We start from the raw sequence: 15,190 nt of genomic DNA, 5'->3' as shown, positions 1-15,190 counted from the left end.
GGTGCCGCGTCGGGGCGTGCGGCGAATCACCCGCATCCTACACGTTCGCGATTGCTTCGTTCAACATCGCGCAATATTGCGCGCATGACGCTCAGCGCTGGCCGAATGCGATGTCGCCGAACAACGCCTTGTGCTCGCGCGGCTGCGAACGCCAGTACTGCGGCGGCGCCGACACCTGCGCACCGAGCTCGGCAGCCGCATGCCATGGCCAGCGCGGGTCGTATAGCATCGCGCGCGCCATCGCGACGAAATCGGCGTCGCCCGACTCGATCAGCCGGTTCGCATGCGCGGGGTCGTTGATGAGGCCGACCGCGATCGTCGGCATCCCGACCGCGCGCTTCACGGCCTGCGCGAACGGCACCTGGTAACCGGGCGACAGCGGAATCTTCTGCAGCGGCGACACGCCGCCGGACGACACGTCGATCCAGTCGCAGCCGCGCTGCTTCAGTTCGTGGGCAAACGCGATCGTGTCGTCGAGTTCCCAGCCGCCCTCGACCCAGTCGGTCGCCGACACGCGCACACCGACCGGCCGGTCCTCCGGAAACGCCGCGCGCACGATCTCGAAGATCTCGAGCGGAAAGCGCATCCGGTTTTCGCGCGAGCCGCCGTATTCGTCGGTACGCTGGTTCGACAGCGGCGACAGGAACTGATGCAGCAGGTAGCCGTGCGCCGCGTGCACTTCGATCGCATCGATGCCGAGGCGCGCGGCACGCTTCGCGGCGGCCGCGAACGCTTCGCGGATCCGGTTCAGGCCGGCCGCGTCGAGCGCGAGCGGCGGTGTCTCGCCGTCCTTGTGCGGCAGGGCCGATGGCGCATGCGGCAGCCAGCCGCCATCGGCGACGGACACGAGCTGGCCGCCCTTCCACGGCACCTCGCTCGACGCCTTGCGCCCCGCGTGCGACAGCTGCATCGCGATGCGGACCGGCGAATGCTTGCGGATTGACGCCAGCACCGGCTTGAGCGCCGCTTCGGTCACGTCGTCCCACAAACCGAGGTCGCCGGCCGTGATGCGCCCGTCGGGTTCGACGGCGGTCGCTTCGATGCAGAGCAGGCCCGCGCCGGACAGCGCGAGATGGCCGAGATGGATCATGTGCCAGTCGGTCGCCTCGCCGCGCTCGGCCGAGTACTGGCACATCGGGGAGATCACGATCCGGTTCGGAAGGGTCACGCCGCGCAGCGTGAACGGGGAAAACAGCGCAGTCATGGATGCCGCTCGCCAGGAAAGGGAAAGAGCAAACGAGCGTAGCATGCAGGCTCGAAGCCTGCTGGCGCCCGGTTCGGCAGTAAGCGGATGGTCAGGTAGCGCCGGCGTGCGGCCGGCAGCAAGGCCACGCGCACACGGCATGCAGCGGTGCGCCGGCCGGCAATGCCTGCGGGCCGGTCACGCGCGGTGCCGCTCGTTCGGGATCAAAGCCCGACGCTATCGAGCCACTCCGCGAACATGCGTCGCGCGGCCGTCTCCAGCGCGGGACCGTACTGCACGGTGTCGTCGCGCAACCGGCACGCGTCGATGCCGGGCGTCGACGCGATTTCACCGGCGTTGCCGATCAGCCAGGGTTCGAAGCGGTCGGCGCGGATTTCGGGATGGCATTGCAGCGCCAGCACGTGCTGCCCCCACGCGAATGCCTGGTGGCGACAAGCCGGTGTCGAGGCGAGATGGATCGCGCCGCCCGGCAGGTCGAACGTATCGCCATGCCAGTGCAGCATCGAGGTCGCGGCGCCGTCGAGATGGCGCATCGGCGACGCGCGGCCCGCGTCGGTGAGCGTCAGCGGCGCCCAGCCGAGTTCCTTCTGCGCAGCCGGATAGACGCGTGCACCGAGCGCGCGGGCGATGAACTGCGCCCCCAGGCAGATGCCGAGGATCGGCAGCCCGGCGTCGATACGCTGGCGCACGAGCGCGGCGAGCGGCGCGATCGACGGATACTGCGCGTCCTCGTACACGCTGAGCGGCCCGCCGAGCATCACGAGCAGCGACGGCTTGAGCGCGTCGAGCACCTCGACGCGCGACGATCCGACGTCGACGTAGCGCACCCGCCGCCCGCGCTCCCCGAGCACCTGTTCGAAGCTGCCGAGGTCCTCGAAATGCACGTGGCGGATCGCCACCACTTCAGCGTTCATCATCGGCCTCCCGGTCGATCGACGGACGTCAGCCGGCGAACACCTTCCAGGTCTTCTTTTGCGTCGCCGCGTCGGCTTCTTCGTGCACCGAACAGTCGAGACGCAGATCGCTGTCGGCCATCGACAGGTCGAGCGCCGCGCAATGATGCACGGTCTTCTTCGACTGCTTGCCCGGCTGGAAATGCGCGCACGTCAGGCACATGCGCTGCGGCGGCGTCGCACCGGCCACCTGCAGTTCGCGCAGCGTCTTCAGCAGCGCGCGGTACAACGCGCCCTGCTCGTCCGCACCGAGCTTGCCGACCGCCTTCGTCAGGAATTCCGGCCATTGCAGCGCCTTCTTCGCCGCGGTACGGCCGCGGGCCGACAGGCGCACGGCGAGCGCACGGCCGTCGTCCAGTGCGCGACGCTTCTCGACAAGCCCCTTCGTCTCGAGCGTGCTGACCGCATCGCTGGTGGTCGCAGCCGTGAGCTGCGTCTCGCGTGCGATCTCGCCGAGCCGCATCGGGCCCTTGCGTTGCAGCAGCAGCACGAGGATCTCGCCCTGCGTCGGCGTGAGGCCTGCGCCTTCCGCCCAATCCCATGCCTGGCTTCGCATGGCCGTACTCAACCGCAGCAAGCTGTGGGTCACACGTCCCGAAGCCTGATTCCCGTAAACGCCTTCGCTCATAGTCTTTTCGCTTTGCCGCCGCCCGGATTGCCGAGCAGCCGTAGTGTGGAGATCGAATGTCTATCTCAAAACAGACGCTCGTTGCAGAGCGTCGACACGGCCGTCGCGAGGCACACGCGGCGGTCGCGTTCGCGGCGACCGGTGAGACACACGTCGTTCCGGTGTCCGCAAAGCCGACATTCTAAGCGAGAGCGGAAAATCGCACAGCTAAGTTATCCCCTTCATTCTGTGGAAAATCGCTGGATAACTGATTTTTTTCGTTGTGCCGGCAATCTCTGCCGGCCCCACGGCGCAACGCGCAACCATTTTCCTGTCCGAATCGGCCATCGTGCCGACGGTACCGATCCACCGGGTTATCCCGCGCGTAGGGCATTGACTTTGAAGCGGAATATCAGGTTATCCACAGATTTTCAGGACGCCTGCCGACGCGCCACGCACGAATCGGCGTCGACCGGCGTTCAGCGAATCGCCGCGCGGTCGAGCCCGTAATCTGCAAAACATTTTTTCATTCTCGCCAGCGCAGGCACTGCTGGCGAACCGTCTCGTTCAGCGATTTTTCCTGTTTGAAAACGGTTCTCAACCACGATGCGTCATTCACACGCGCCTTCGCGAGCGCGCCGATCTCGTCGAGCGCCGCGCGCGAGCCGAGCGCGGCCGCATGCGGCGCGATCCGGTCGAGCGTGTCGAGGATGTCTTCCGCGATCGTGCGGCGCTCACCTGTCTGAGGATTGACGCAGGTGCCCTCGAGCCCGAAGCGGCACGCTTCGAAACGGTTGAATGTGTAGACGAGATAGTCGTCCTCCGACAGCTTCAGCGGCCGGTCGGTCAGCAGGTAGCGCGCGAGCGTCTGGATGTAGCACGCGATCGCGGCCGCGCGGTCGACCGACAGCGGCGTGTCCATCACGCGCACCTCGATCGTCCCGTAGCCGGGCTTCGGCCGGATGTCCCAGTAAAAGTCCTTCATCGAGTTGACGACGCCCGTGTTGACCATCTTCGTGAAGTACTCCTCGAAGCTGTCCCAGGTCAGCACGAACGGCGCGCGGCCCGACAGCGGGAACGCGAACACCGAATTCAGGCGCGCCGAATGGAAGCCGGTGTCGACGTTCTGCACGAACGGCGACGACGCGGACAGCGCGATGAAGTGCGGAATGAAGCGCGACATCGAGTGCAGCAGGAACAGCGCGCTGTCCGGATCGGGGCAGCCGATGTGCACGTGCTGGCCGAACACGGTGAACTGCTTCGCGAGATAGCCGTACAGCTCGGAGATGTACTGGAAGCGCGGCGCGTCGTAGATCTGCCGGTCGCTCCACTGCTGGAACGCATGCGTGCCGCCGCCGCACAGCCCGACGTTGAGCTGGTCGGCCGCCTTCACGAGCACGTCGCGGATCGCGTGTAGCTCTGCGACCGCCTGCTCGTGCGAATGGCAGATGCCGGTCGACAGCTCGATCATGCTCTCGGTGATTTCCGGCGTGATGTTGCCGGGGAAGGTCTCGCCCTGGATCAGGCGCATCAGGTCGGATGCTGCTTTGGTCAGGTCGTAGTTGTGCGTGTTGACGACCTGGATCTCCAGTTCGACGCCGAACGTGAACGGCTCTGAATTGACGAAGGTTTCGAGTGCCATGGCAGGTTCCGGAATCAGTTTCTGTCGCTGCGTTCGCTGACCGCCGACAGGCAGCGGTAGACGACGAACGGGCTGACGAGCTGCAGGATCACGATCGTGCACATCACGATCGCGCGCAGGTGCGGGTCGAAATTCGGATAGAGCTGGTAGGTGTCGTCGACGAGCAGGTACGACAGCGCGGACATCGGTGTCAGCGCGATGCCGAGCGCGACGCCCTGCTTCATCCCGAGCCCGCTCGGCTTCGCGAACGCGACGACGCCGGCGAGCTTGGCGGCGAGCCGCGTGACGATCAGCGCGATCGCGAGCAGGCCGCCGAGCGCGATGTCGCCCCACGTGAACGACGTGAGCGTCAGCACGAACAGGATCACCGTCAGCAGCCAGCCGGCCGTACCGAAATGCTCGGGCCACAGCTGCGGCCGCGCTTCGAGGTTCTTCACGATGATGCCGGCGAGCAGCAGCGTGAGCAGCGTCGACAGCTTCAGCGCCTGAGCCACCGCGATCGCGAGCATCACGAGCCCGAACAACGCGACGAACGAATGCTCGTCGCGCATCGTCGCGGTCATGTGACGGAACAGGTAATTGCACGCCCGCGCGACCAGGTACGCGACGATGAACGAACCGGCGATCAGGTAGACGGGTTGCAGGATCGTCGCGAAAACGTTTCCGTACGCTTCCTGGTGGAGCCAGCTCGTGACGAGCTTGGTCAGCACGATCGCGTACACGCTGTTCAGCGCGGTCAGCGTGATGAGGCGCTGCGACACCTGCCCTTCCGCGCGCAGTTCGGTCTTGAGCTGGATCACCATCGACGGCGACGTCGCGATCGCGATCGCCGACAGCACGAGCGCGACCATGCCCGACACGCCGAGCGCGAGCATCACGAACAGCACGAGCACGAATGTCAGCGTTGCCTCCGCGAGGCTCGAGGCAATGAGCCACGGATTGCGGCGAATCCATTTCAGGTCGAGACGGCTGCCGAGCTCGAACAGCAGCAGGCCGAGCGCCACGTCGATCAGCAGTCGCGAGGTTTCGTCGGTGCTGGCGTCGATCACGCCGAATCCGAACGAACCGGCGATGAGACCGATCACCGCATAACCGGTGATGCGCGGCAGCCGCCATGCGCGATAGCACAGCTCGCCACACAGACCGGCCGCGAACAACGCGAGCCCGGCCCAGAACACGGCATCCGGCGCGAGCGGCCAGTTGGGCAGGAATGAGAACGCCGACTTCATCGTGGTGACTTCTCCTTTGGAAGCAATCGCCAGCGGCGCGGGGTCAAGCGTCAGAAATGAGATGCGCGCCGGCTGGGTATCGCCCCGAATGTGTTTGTTGTGGTCGACGACGGCGGGATATGGGATCCGCCTCTTTCCGCCATCCGGCGGAACTGTCGTTCAGGCTGCCGATCTGGATTGTCGGCCTGGTGTGTGAACGGACTGCACAGTCTCGATGATTCAGATTCGAAATCGAGCCGACCGTTCCATTGAAGCATGTCCGGCGCTTGGCCGAACGAACGCGAAGGAAACCGATTGTGCCACAGCTTTTTCGCTCCGGAGCCGATTGAATCGACTCGCGGCGCTGTGAGGCACCACAGGTCTTTGGTTTCAATGGTTTACTTGTATATATACGTAGTAGAAGTTAACAAAGCACGCGCTGTTCTGTGGATAACTTCGGTTTACGCAACAAGATCAAGGTGTTGGCGCAGCCACAACCCGTTGCACAGGTTGTTTGCTCACAGAGGTTTGAGTTGGGCAACTTTCGGGCCGCTTCGAGGCTGTGCCGAGTTGCCCAGTTTACGTCCACTGTGATTGCACACGAAGTGCGTGCGGATTCCGCGCGGTTATCCACAGCGTCACGTGGATAACCTTGCGCGGAAAAATCGAAGAACTGTGAGGATTCAGCTGACGAGATCAGCCGATCTGGCGGCCGCGCAGCGCGCGGATCAGGAACCGGGCCGGATCGACGGCATCGGCGAGTTCGCGCTCGAGCGGCAGCGGCTCGCCTTCGAGTTGCGACGCAATCAGCTCGGCGCCGAGCGCCGCCCACACCAGGCCGCGGGAGCCGTAGCCGAATGCGCCGTAGAGGCCCGCGGTGCGCGGCAGGTCGCGCGCTTTCGCACCGCTCAGCGCGCGTGCGTTCGCAACGGCCAGCGCTTCGTCGGCGAGCGGGCCGATCACCGGCACGCGATCGGCGACGACCCAGCGAAACGCGACGCGCCCGTGCAGCGTTTCGACGTCCGGCAGCTCGCCGATCAGGCCGGGCAGCAGATGCCGGACGCGCTCGATATTTTCGATATGTCCGGCGGTGCGCATCGTCGGATCGAGGTCGTCGGGTTCGAACGTCGCGCCGATCAGCAGCGTGCCGTCGTCGAGCGGCACGGCATAGCCGTCGCCGATCGCCGGGCACGGCAGCGGCGCCGTGCTGCCGGGCGGCAGCAGCGTGAGCTGGCCGCGCACCGGTTGCAGCGTGACATGCCGCAGGCCCGCGAGACGCACGGCGTCGCCCGCGTTCGCGAGCACGACGACCGGCGCTTCGGCGAGCGTCGCGCCTGCCGCATCGACGGCGCGCCACGTGTCGCCGTCACGTTCGAGTCGCGCGACTTCGGTGCCGGCCCGCAGTGTCACGCGCTCACCGGCCGCCGCGACTTGTGCGGCGCAGAGCCCGGCCGGCCATACGGCGCCGCCGTGCGGAAACAGCAGGCCGCCATGTGCGACCGGCAGGTTCAGATGCGCGCGGGCGGCGTCGGTGTCGAGCAGCGATACATAGTCGGACGGTGCGCCAAGCGCATCGAACGCATCGCGAATCCGCACGAAATCGTCAGCCGATTCCGCGAGATGGATCATCCCGCGTGTGCTGCGCGCAAACGCATGGCCCGCATTCTCGAGCGCGCGCCAGCGTGCGAGCGCATGCAGGAAACCGCTGCGCGTGAGGCGGCTCGCGACGTTGTCGTCGCGCGTCATCAGTGGATGGAATACCCCGGCCGGATTGCCCGATGCATCGTTCGCGATCCGTTCGTGCCGCTCGATCAGCGTGACGTTCCAGCCGCGTGCGGCGAGCCGTTCGACGACCGCGCAACCGGCCAGGCCCGCGCCGATCACGATCGCGTCGCGCGTGGCAACCGGGAATGCGCGCGGCGGTTCGTGCCGGCGCATCCGCCAGCGCGGGGCATATTCGCCGACGCGCAGCGCGGGTTCGCCTGCGCAATCGTTGACGTCGCGACTCGTGAAACCCGTTTCCTCGAGCGTTTGTTTCACGGCATCGTCGCGCGAATGCGTCGCATAGGTTGCCCCGACGCCGGCGATGCGCGCGAATGCGCGCGTCACGTCGGCCGACAGCAAATCACCGTACTCGGCGGACACGACGTTGCCGAGATAGAACGCATCGGCACGCGCGACGAGCCGTTGCAGCATGTCACGCGCGTCGCCGAATGCAAGCGTGAGTACCACGCGCCCTTCGTCGAATTCGAGCCGATGCAGGCCGGGGACATGCATCGGCCACGCGTCGAGCAGCGTACCGGCATTTTCCGATATGGTTGTGTCCGCAACGATATGTGAAATGGCGCGTTGCAGGTCCTCGCGCGAGAACGGATGCGGTTCGACCGCGACGAAATGCAGCCGCTCGCAACGCGCGGGATCGTCGCGCCACGCGGCCCACGTCGCGAGAAAATGGCCGCCGGTGCCGAATCCCGTCTCGATGACCGTGAACGTGCGGCGGCCCCGCCAGCGGGCCGGCAGCCCGTTGCCGGCGAGCATCCGGTTCGCGTGCGCGCGTGCGCGCGATGCGTCGCGAGGGAGCTCGCCGTACTCGGGCGAGACCAGAATGCCGTCGTCGCGGCGGGCGAGCGTGGCGGAAACGAGTCGGTCGGTCATGCGAAACAAAAAACGTGGCAGCCAAGCCTGGCAAGGGATTGCGCGGAGGCGTCCGGCAGGCCGTTGGCAAAAACCAACGGCGTTGCGCGTGGGCGGACCCGGCTGCGTACCCTGTCCGGTTGGCGCAGGTCAAAAAACGGGCAATCGACGATTCATTCGGCGAAATACCGATGAAAATCTTTGAAACCCTTGTCGTTATTGGGTTTGCGCTGCGCTATCATAGCAACGCCGTACCGCGGGGTGGCCGCCGGCAAGCCGGACGGCACGTCGCGCGGGCCAGGATTCGGCGCTGTGCCGTCGAAGTCTGACTCTCGACGGCACGGTTCGCGCACGTATAATCGGCGCGTTCGCGCTGTTCGTGTCAAACCTAACCTGAAAAAGGAACCTTAATGAACAAACAGGAACTGATCGACGCCGTCGCCGCCCAAACGGGCGCCAGCAAGGCTCAAACCGGCGAAACGCTGGACACGCTGCTCGAAGTCATCAAGAAGGCCGTGTCGAAGGGTGATGCGGTTCAGCTGATCGGCTTCGGCAGCTTCGGTTCGGGCAAGCGCGCAGCACGTACGGGCCGCAACCCGAAGACGGGCGAAACCATCAAGATCCCGGCAGCCAAGACGGTCAAGTTCACGGCTGGCAAGGCGTTCAAGGACGCCGTCAACAAGCGTTGATTCAGCGCCTGTTCCAGGAAAAAAACCCGCCTTTCGGCGGGTTTTTTGTTGGGCGCGCGCGGCATTTTCGCCACAGTTCGCGCCACGCTTGCAAGATTTAACGGTTGCTTCTCGCACTCCGTTTTTTACCGTACATTACGCGTGCACGATCTGCGCGTCGGGATCTTCGTCGTCGTGCGCGTCGACGTCCCACGCCGGAAACGGATCGTCGAACGCGGTCCATTGCGCCGCACCGAGCGCGAATTCCGCATCGGTGAGCAGGCACGCGTCGAGTTTCGCGCGCCACGCGTCGGCATCGAGCCCGATGCCGATCAGCACGAGTTCCTGACGGCGATCGCCGACCGAACGGTCGTCGAGGTCGCCCTGCCACTCCGTGCGAATTTCGGCGAGCAATTCGTCGTCGTCCGGCCATTCCGCACGATCCTGCGCGGCCCACCAGAGGCCTGCCGGGCCATGCCGGCATACGCCGCCCGCCTGCGACAGCGAACCCGCGATGTCGTTGCGCGTCGCGAGCCAGAAGAAGCCCTTGCTGCGCAGCACGCCCGGCCACTCCTGATGCAGCAGCGCCCAGAGTCGTGCCGGATGAAAGGGCCGGCGCGCGCGGTAAACAAAATTGCCGATGCCGAATTCGTCGGCTTCGCCATGCACGTGCGCGTGATGCGGGTCATGGCACTCGGGATCGTCGCAATGCGTGTGATCGTGATCGAGCGACGCGAGCCAGCCCGGCGCGTTCGCGGCTTCGTCGAAATCGAAACGGCCGGTGTTCAGCACTTCGTCGAGCGGCACGTTGCCGAACGTCGACACGACCTGGTGCGCGCGCGGGTTGAGCCGCGCGAGGATATGCTGCAGGCGCGCGCGTTCTTCCGCGCCGACGAGGTCGGTCTTGTTGATCACGAGCACGTCGCAGAACTCGATCTGCTCGATCAGCAGCTCGACGAGCGTGCGATCGTCTTCGTCCGATGCGGCGATGCCGCGCGTCGCGAGCGCGTCGTCGGAACCGTAGTCGCGCAGGAAATTGTAGGCGTCGACCACGGTGACGAGCGTGTCGAGCCGCGCGACGTTCGACAGCGATGCGCCGTCGTCGTCGACGAACGTGAAGGTTTCGGCGATCGGCATCGGCTCCGCGATGCCGGTCGATTCGATCACGATCGCGTCGAAGCGGCCGTCCGCCGCGAGATTGCGAATCTCGACGAGCAGGTCGTCGCGCAGCGTGCAGCAGATGCAGCCGTTCGACATCTCGACGAGGCGTTCCTCGACGTGCGACAGCGCCTGCGCATCGCGCACGAGCGACGCGTCGATGTTGACCGCCGCGAGATCGTTGACGATCACGGCCACTTTCAGGCCCGCGCGGTTCGCGAGGATGTGATTGAGCAGCGTGGTCTTGCCGGCGCCGAGGAAACCGGACAGCACAGTGACGGGCAACGGCTGGTTCATTGCCGGATTCATAACGATTTGCACCAACGGAAAAGATAAAAAAGCGGCCGCGGCGCCCTGGCGGGGCGCGATCGGCCCGAAGCCGGTCGCCCGGGGCCGGTCGAAACCGCAGCGTGAGCCCGCATTGTGCATCAAACGCGCACCGGCCGAGCGGCACGGCGTCAGCCAGCGCTGCGGCGCGGCGTCACTGCTCGGGCGGCAGCAGCTTCCACTGCGCCAGGATTCCGGCGATCTGCCGCGCGTACTTGTCGCGCAGCGACGGCGTTTCGGAATGATAGGCGCCGACGGCCTGCCATGTATTGCCGTAGCGATTCATCTTCTGGCGCAGGTGCCACGCGGCGATGTAGACGTTCTTGCACGGCTGCATCAGCGTGTCACGGCCGATGCCGTAGCGCGACAGCGTCGGCAGGTGGATCGAATTGATCTGCATCAGGCCGTAGTCGACCGAGCCGTTCGTATTCTTGTTCAGCGCGTCGGGCCGGTTGCGCGACTCCTGCCACGCGATCGCGCGCAGGATCAACGGATTGACCTTCTGGTACCGGGCGGCCTCGTCGAAACAATCCGCGCGAGCGTTCCCGCAGGCGAACCACACGCCGGCGGCGATCAACGCGATCGAAGCGAACCGTCTGTTCATGATGCGGAAACGAAAAGGGAATGACGCAAGGATCGGGAAAACCCGTGGCTGTTATCCATACGACCGGAAACGCGCCGACCGTATCATACCGACAGTCCGTCACGTGGCGACATGCGAAAGACGGCAACCCGTTTATACCGCATTTCCATGTCGATTCATCGCAAAACGACGGCGATGGCCGGAATGCCGAGGCGGCGCCGGAATCTTACATATTGCATACGATGTACCAGATACATGTCGTATGTGAGACAGTCCTCGGATCAATGTGATATTTCGGACATGAAAAACTGCTAATGTCGCCCCTTTAGGACTTGGATCCCAGCACTACCGCCGGAAGCGGCCTGAGCCGGCATCGACCCATTCATCCATGACAAGAAATCGCTTCGTTATGCGGCGCATCGCCACGACCCTGATGGTCGCCGGCATCATCGTCTCGCAGGCCGCCTACGCTCAGGTCACGCTCAATTTCGTGAACGCGGATATCGACCAGGTCGCCAAGGCGATCGGCGCCGCAACCGGCAAGACCATCATCGTCGACCCCCGCGTGAAAGGGCAGCTCAATCTGCAGGCCGAACGGCCGGTGCCGGAAGACCAGGCGCTGAAGACGCTGCAGTCGGCGCTGCGCATGCAGGGCTTCGCACTCGTGCAGGATCACGGCGTGCTGAAGGTCGTGCCGGAGGCCGACGCGAAGCTGCAGGGCGTGCCGACCTATGTCGGCAATGCGCCGCAGGCGCGCGGCGACCAGGTCATCACGCAAGTGTTCGAGCTACACAGCGAATCGGCGAACAACCTGCTGCCGGTACTGCGGCCGCTGATCTCGCCGAACAACACGGTCACCGCCTACCCGGCGAACAACACGATCATCGTCACCGACTACGCGGACAACGTGCGCCGCATCGCGCAGATCATCGCGGGTGTCGACAGCGCCGCGGGCGCGCAGGTTCAGGTCGTGCCGCTGCGCAACGCGAACGCGATCGACCTCGCCGCGCAACTGCAGAAGATGCTCGACCCCGGCGCGATCGGCAACAGCGACGCGACGCTGAAGGTATCGGTCACGGCCGACCCGCGCACCAACTCGCTGATGCTGCGTGCATCGAGCGCCTCGCGCCTCGCGGCGGCGAAGCGTCTCGTGCAGCAGCTCGACGCGCCGAGCGCGGTGCCCGGCAACATGCACGTCGTGCCGCTGCGCAACGCCGACGCGGTGAAGCTCGCGAAGACGCTGCGCGGGATGCTTGGCAAGGGCGGCAGCGACAGCGGGTCGTCGGCGTCGTCCAACGATGCGAACAGCTTCAACCAGAACACCGGCTCGTCGTCGAGCGGCAACTTCTCGACCGGCACGTCCGGCACCCCGCCGCTGCCGTCCGGCGGCCTAGGCGGTTCGTCGTCCTCGTCATCGTACGGCGGCTCGTCCAGCAGCGGCGGCCTCGGCACCGGCGGCCTGCTCGGCGGTGACAAGGAAAAGAGCGACGACAACCAGCCGGGCGGGATGATCCAGGCCGATGCGGCGACCAACTCGCTGATCATCACCGCATCCGATCCGGTCTACCGGAACCTGCGCTCGGTGATCGACCAGCTCGACGCGCGGCGTGCGCAGGTCTACATCGAAGCGCTGATCGTCGAGCTGAACTCGACGACGCAGGGCAACCTCGGGATCCAGTGGCAGGTGGCGAGCGGCCAGTTCCTCGGCGGCACGAACCTGAACCCCGCGCTAGGCCTGGGCAACAGCATCATCAACCTGACGACCGGCGGCACGGCCGCCACCACGGGGCTGGCCGCCAATCTCTCGAACCTGAGCCAGGGCCTCAACATCGGCTGGCTGCACAACATGTTCGGCGTGCAGGGGCTCGGTGCGCTGCTGCAGTATTTTTCGGGCGTGGCCGATGCAAACGTGCTGTCGACGCCGAACCTGGTCACGCTCGACAACGAGGAAGCGAAGATCGTCGTCGGCCAGAACGTGCCGATCGCGACCGGTTCGTATTCGAACCTGACAAGCGGCACGACGAGCAACGCGTTCAATACCTTCGACCGGCGCGACGTCGGCCTGACGCTGCACGTGAAGCCGCAGATCACCGACGGCGGGATCCTGAAGCTGCAGCTCTACACGGAAGATTCGGCCGTCGTCAGCGGCACCACCAACGCGGTGACCGGCCCGACCTTCACGAAGCGCTCGATCCAGTCGACGATCCTGGCCGACAATGGCGAGATCATCGTGCTCGGCGGCCTGATGCAGGACAACTATCAGGTGACGAACAGCAAGGTGCCGCTGCTCGGCGACATCCCGTGGATCGGCCAGCTGTTCCGTTCGGAATCGAAGCAGCGCCAGAAGACCAACCTGATGGTGTTCCTGCGCCCGGTGATCATCTCCGATCGCAGCACCGCGCAGGAAGTCACGGCCAACCGCTACGACTACATCCAGGGCGTGACGGGTGCGTACAAGTCGGACAACAACGTGATCCGCGACAAGGACGATCCGGTCGTCCCGCCGATGCCGCTCGGCCCGAGCCAGGGTGGCACGCCTGCGGGCAACCTGTTCGACCTCGACAAGATGCGCCGTCAGCAGATGCAGCGCCAGGTGGCGCCGGTGCCGGCCCAGCCGCTGCCGGAGCAGACGCCCGTGCAGCCGCAGAGCGTGCCGCAGCAGTCGGTGCCGCAACAACCGCTGACCGCCACGCCGGGAGCCTCGCAGTGAGCGACGTGCTCGCGTCCTCGCCCCAGGACGGCGCGCCCGGCGAACGGCAGCCGCCGTCGCCGCTCGCCGCGCGCCTGCTGCCGTACAGCTTCGCGAAGAGCGGCCAGGTGCTGATCGCGCACCAGCTCGACGATACGCTCGAGGTGTGGATCAGCGAACGCACGAACGATGCGGCGCTCGCCGAAATCGCGCGCAACTTCGGCTCGATCTCCGTGCATCGCGTGCCGGCCGACGAGCTCGCGCAGGCGATCAACCAGGCCTATGCGCGCCAGGACGGCAGCGCGGCGCAGATCGTCGGCGAGGTCGAAGGCGAAGTCGACCTGTCGCGGCTGATGCAGGACATTCCCGAAGTCGAGGATCTGCTCGAATCGGAAGACGACGCGCCGATCATCCGGATGATCAACGCGCTGCTCACTCAAGCGGCGCGCGAACAGGCATCGGACATTCACATCGAGCCGTTCGAGAATGCATCGGTCGTGCGGTTTCGCGTCGACGGCACGCTGCGCGACGTCGTGCGTCCGAAGAAGGCGCTGCACGGCGCGCTGATCTCGCGGATCAAGATCATGGCGCAGCTCGACATCGCCGAGAAACGTTTGCCGCAGGACGGCCGCATCACGCTGCGCGTCGGCGGCCGGCCGGTCGACGTGCGGGTGTCGACGCTGCCGACCGGGCACGGCGAGCGCGCGGTGCTGCGTCTGCTGGAAAAGGATGCGCAGCGCCTGAACCTCGAAGCGCTCGGGATGGGCCGCGACACGCTCGGCCAGTTCGACAAGCTGATCGGCCGCCCGCACGGGATCGTGCTGGTGACGGGCCCGACCGGTTCGGGCAAGACGACGACGCTGTATGCGTCGATGTCGCGGCTCGAAACGGCGACGACCAACATCATGACCGTCGAGGACCCGATCGAATACGACCTGTCCGGCATCGGCCAGACGCAGGTGAACGAGCGGATCGGGATGACCTTTGCCCGCGCGCTGCGTTCGATCCTGCGCCAGGACCCGGACGTGATCATGATCGGTGAAATCCGCGATCTCGAAACCGCGCAGATCGCGGTGCAGGCATCGCTGACGGGCCACCTCGTGCTCGCGACGCTGCACACCAACGACGCGGCATCGGCCGTCACGCGTCTGACCGACATGGGCGTCGAGCCGTACCTGCTCGCGTCGTCGCTGCTCGGCGTGCTCGCGCAGCGCCTGGTGCGCCAGCTCTGCCCCGTCTGCAAGGAAGCGCGGCAAGAGGAAGGCCGCACCGTGTGGCATCCGGTCGGCTGCGACAAGTGCGGGCATTCGGGCTACACGGGCCGGCGCGGCGTGTACGAACTGCTGGTGATCGACGATTCGATCCGCACGCTGATCCACCGCAACGCGGCCGATGCCGAAATTCTCGCCGCGGGCCGCGCGGAAGGGATGCGCACGCTGCGCAACGACGCCGAACGCTGGCTCGCGGCCGGCGCGACGTCGCTCGAGGAAGTGCTGCGCGTGACGGGAGGCGCATAG

At 65.8% G+C, this 15,190-nt stretch carries 11 protein-coding genes; 3 read left to right on the top strand and 8 right to left on the bottom strand.

The features are described 5' to 3' along the window. Nucleotides 1-91 precede the first annotated feature (91 nt). The 6 genes from DIE23_RS16995 to mnmC form a co-directional block, all read right to left on the bottom strand. Entirely contained in the window at nucleotides 92-1,204 is a 1,113-nt protein-coding gene (locus DIE23_RS16995; RefSeq protein WP_124613209.1) for an NADH:flavin oxidoreductase/NADH oxidase, read from the bottom strand. A gap of 203 nt (nucleotides 1,205-1,407) precedes the next feature. Continuing rightward, complete coding sequence (locus DIE23_RS16990; protein ID WP_124613244.1) at nucleotides 1,408-2,118, bottom strand: glutamine amidotransferase; 711 nt, start codon at nucleotides 2,116-2,118, stop codon at nucleotides 1,408-1,410. A gap of 28 nt (nucleotides 2,119-2,146) precedes the next feature. Beyond that, complete coding sequence (locus DIE23_RS16985) at nucleotides 2,147-2,785, bottom strand: MarR family winged helix-turn-helix transcriptional regulator (RefSeq protein ID WP_059682639.1); 639 nt, start codon at nucleotides 2,783-2,785, stop codon at nucleotides 2,147-2,149. Between the two features lie 505 nt (nucleotides 2,786-3,290). Beyond that, entirely contained in the window at nucleotides 3,291-4,406 is a 1,116-nt protein-coding gene (locus DIE23_RS16980) for a YbdK family carboxylate-amine ligase (protein WP_124613208.1), read from the bottom strand. 14 nt (nucleotides 4,407-4,420) lie between these two features. Continuing rightward, entirely contained in the window at nucleotides 4,421-5,635 is a 1,215-nt protein-coding gene (locus DIE23_RS16975) for a cation:proton antiporter (RefSeq protein ID WP_124613207.1), read from the bottom strand. Between the two features lie 675 nt (nucleotides 5,636-6,310). Beyond that, a complete protein-coding gene (mnmC, locus tag DIE23_RS16960; RefSeq protein WP_124613205.1) occupies nucleotides 6,311-8,269 on the bottom strand; it encodes a bifunctional tRNA (5-methylaminomethyl-2-thiouridine)(34)-methyltransferase MnmD/FAD-dependent 5-carboxymethylaminomethyl-2-thiouridine(34) oxidoreductase MnmC in 1,959 nt (652 codons plus the stop codon). A gap of 389 nt (nucleotides 8,270-8,658) precedes the next feature. Between mnmC and DIE23_RS16955 the strand changes: the two genes are divergently transcribed. Beyond that, nucleotides 8,659-8,937 carry an HU family DNA-binding protein gene (locus DIE23_RS16955; protein ID WP_006401505.1) on the top strand — a complete coding sequence of 93 codons (279 nt, stop codon included), beginning with the start codon at nucleotides 8,659-8,661 and terminating at the stop codon, nucleotides 8,935-8,937. Nucleotides 8,938-9,072: 135 nt separating this feature from the next. Here the strand turns inward: DIE23_RS16955 and DIE23_RS16950 are convergent, their stop codons facing one another. Both DIE23_RS16950 and DIE23_RS16945 read right to left on the bottom strand, forming a co-directional pair. After that, the gene (locus DIE23_RS16950) at nucleotides 9,073-10,383 is read right to left on the bottom strand and encodes a GTP-binding protein (protein WP_124613204.1); all 1,311 of its coding nucleotides are present in this window, start codon (nucleotides 10,381-10,383) and stop codon (nucleotides 9,073-9,075) included. Nucleotides 10,384-10,555: 172 nt separating this feature from the next. Further along, nucleotides 10,556-11,005, bottom strand: coding sequence for a lytic transglycosylase domain-containing protein (locus tag DIE23_RS16945; RefSeq protein ID WP_124613203.1), 450 nt, complete (start codon nucleotides 11,003-11,005; stop codon nucleotides 10,556-10,558). Nucleotides 11,006-11,372: 367 nt separating this feature from the next. Between DIE23_RS16945 and gspD the strand changes: the two genes are divergently transcribed. Together gspD and gspE are read left to right on the top strand one after the other, a co-directional pair. Next, a complete protein-coding gene (gene gspD, locus DIE23_RS16940) occupies nucleotides 11,373-13,694 on the top strand; it encodes a type II secretion system secretin GspD (RefSeq protein ID WP_124613202.1) in 2,322 nt (773 codons plus the stop codon). Beyond that, nucleotides 13,691-15,190, top strand: a complete 1,500-nt coding sequence (gspE, locus tag DIE23_RS16935) for a type II secretion system ATPase GspE (RefSeq protein WP_124613201.1) — start codon at nucleotides 13,691-13,693, stop codon at nucleotides 15,188-15,190. The genes gspD and gspE overlap by 4 nt, the downstream gene beginning before the upstream one ends.

Origin of the sequence: Burkholderia sp. Bp9143, assembly GCF_003853645.1 — a bacterium.
GTDB lineage: Bacteria > Pseudomonadota > Gammaproteobacteria > Burkholderiales > Burkholderiaceae > Burkholderia.
Note: the sequence above shows the minus strand (reverse complement) of the source record. Positions and strands in the feature narration are given on the sequence as shown.

Excerpts from the sequence above, each read along its gene's own strand:
- DIE23_RS16995 (WP_124613209.1), bottom strand. The coding sequence starts at position 1,204 with ATGACTGCGCTGTTTTCCCCGTTCACGCTGCGCGGCGTGACCCTTCCG.
- DIE23_RS16990 (WP_124613244.1), bottom strand. The coding sequence starts at position 2,118 with ATGAACGCTGAAGTGGTGGCGATCCGCCACGTGCATTTCGAGGACCTC.
- DIE23_RS16985 (WP_059682639.1), bottom strand. The coding sequence starts at position 2,785 with ATGAGCGAAGGCGTTTACGGGAATCAGGCTTCGGGACGTGTGACCCAC.
- DIE23_RS16980 (WP_124613208.1), bottom strand. The coding sequence starts at position 4,406 with ATGGCACTCGAAACCTTCGTCAATTCAGAGCCGTTCACGTTCGGCGTC.
- DIE23_RS16975 (WP_124613207.1), bottom strand. The coding sequence starts at position 5,635 with ATGAAGTCGGCGTTCTCATTCCTGCCCAACTGGCCGCTCGCGCCGGAT.
- mnmC (WP_124613205.1), bottom strand. The coding sequence starts at position 8,269 with ATGACCGACCGACTCGTTTCCGCCACGCTCGCCCGCCGCGACGACGGC.
- DIE23_RS16955 (WP_006401505.1), top strand. The coding sequence starts at position 8,659 with ATGAACAAACAGGAACTGATCGACGCCGTCGCCGCCCAAACGGGCGCC.
- DIE23_RS16950 (WP_124613204.1), bottom strand. The coding sequence starts at position 10,383 with ATGAATCCGGCAATGAACCAGCCGTTGCCCGTCACTGTGCTGTCCGGT.
- DIE23_RS16945 (WP_124613203.1), bottom strand. The coding sequence starts at position 11,005 with ATGAACAGACGGTTCGCTTCGATCGCGTTGATCGCCGCCGGCGTGTGG.
- gspD (WP_124613202.1), top strand. The coding sequence starts at position 11,373 with ATGACAAGAAATCGCTTCGTTATGCGGCGCATCGCCACGACCCTGATG.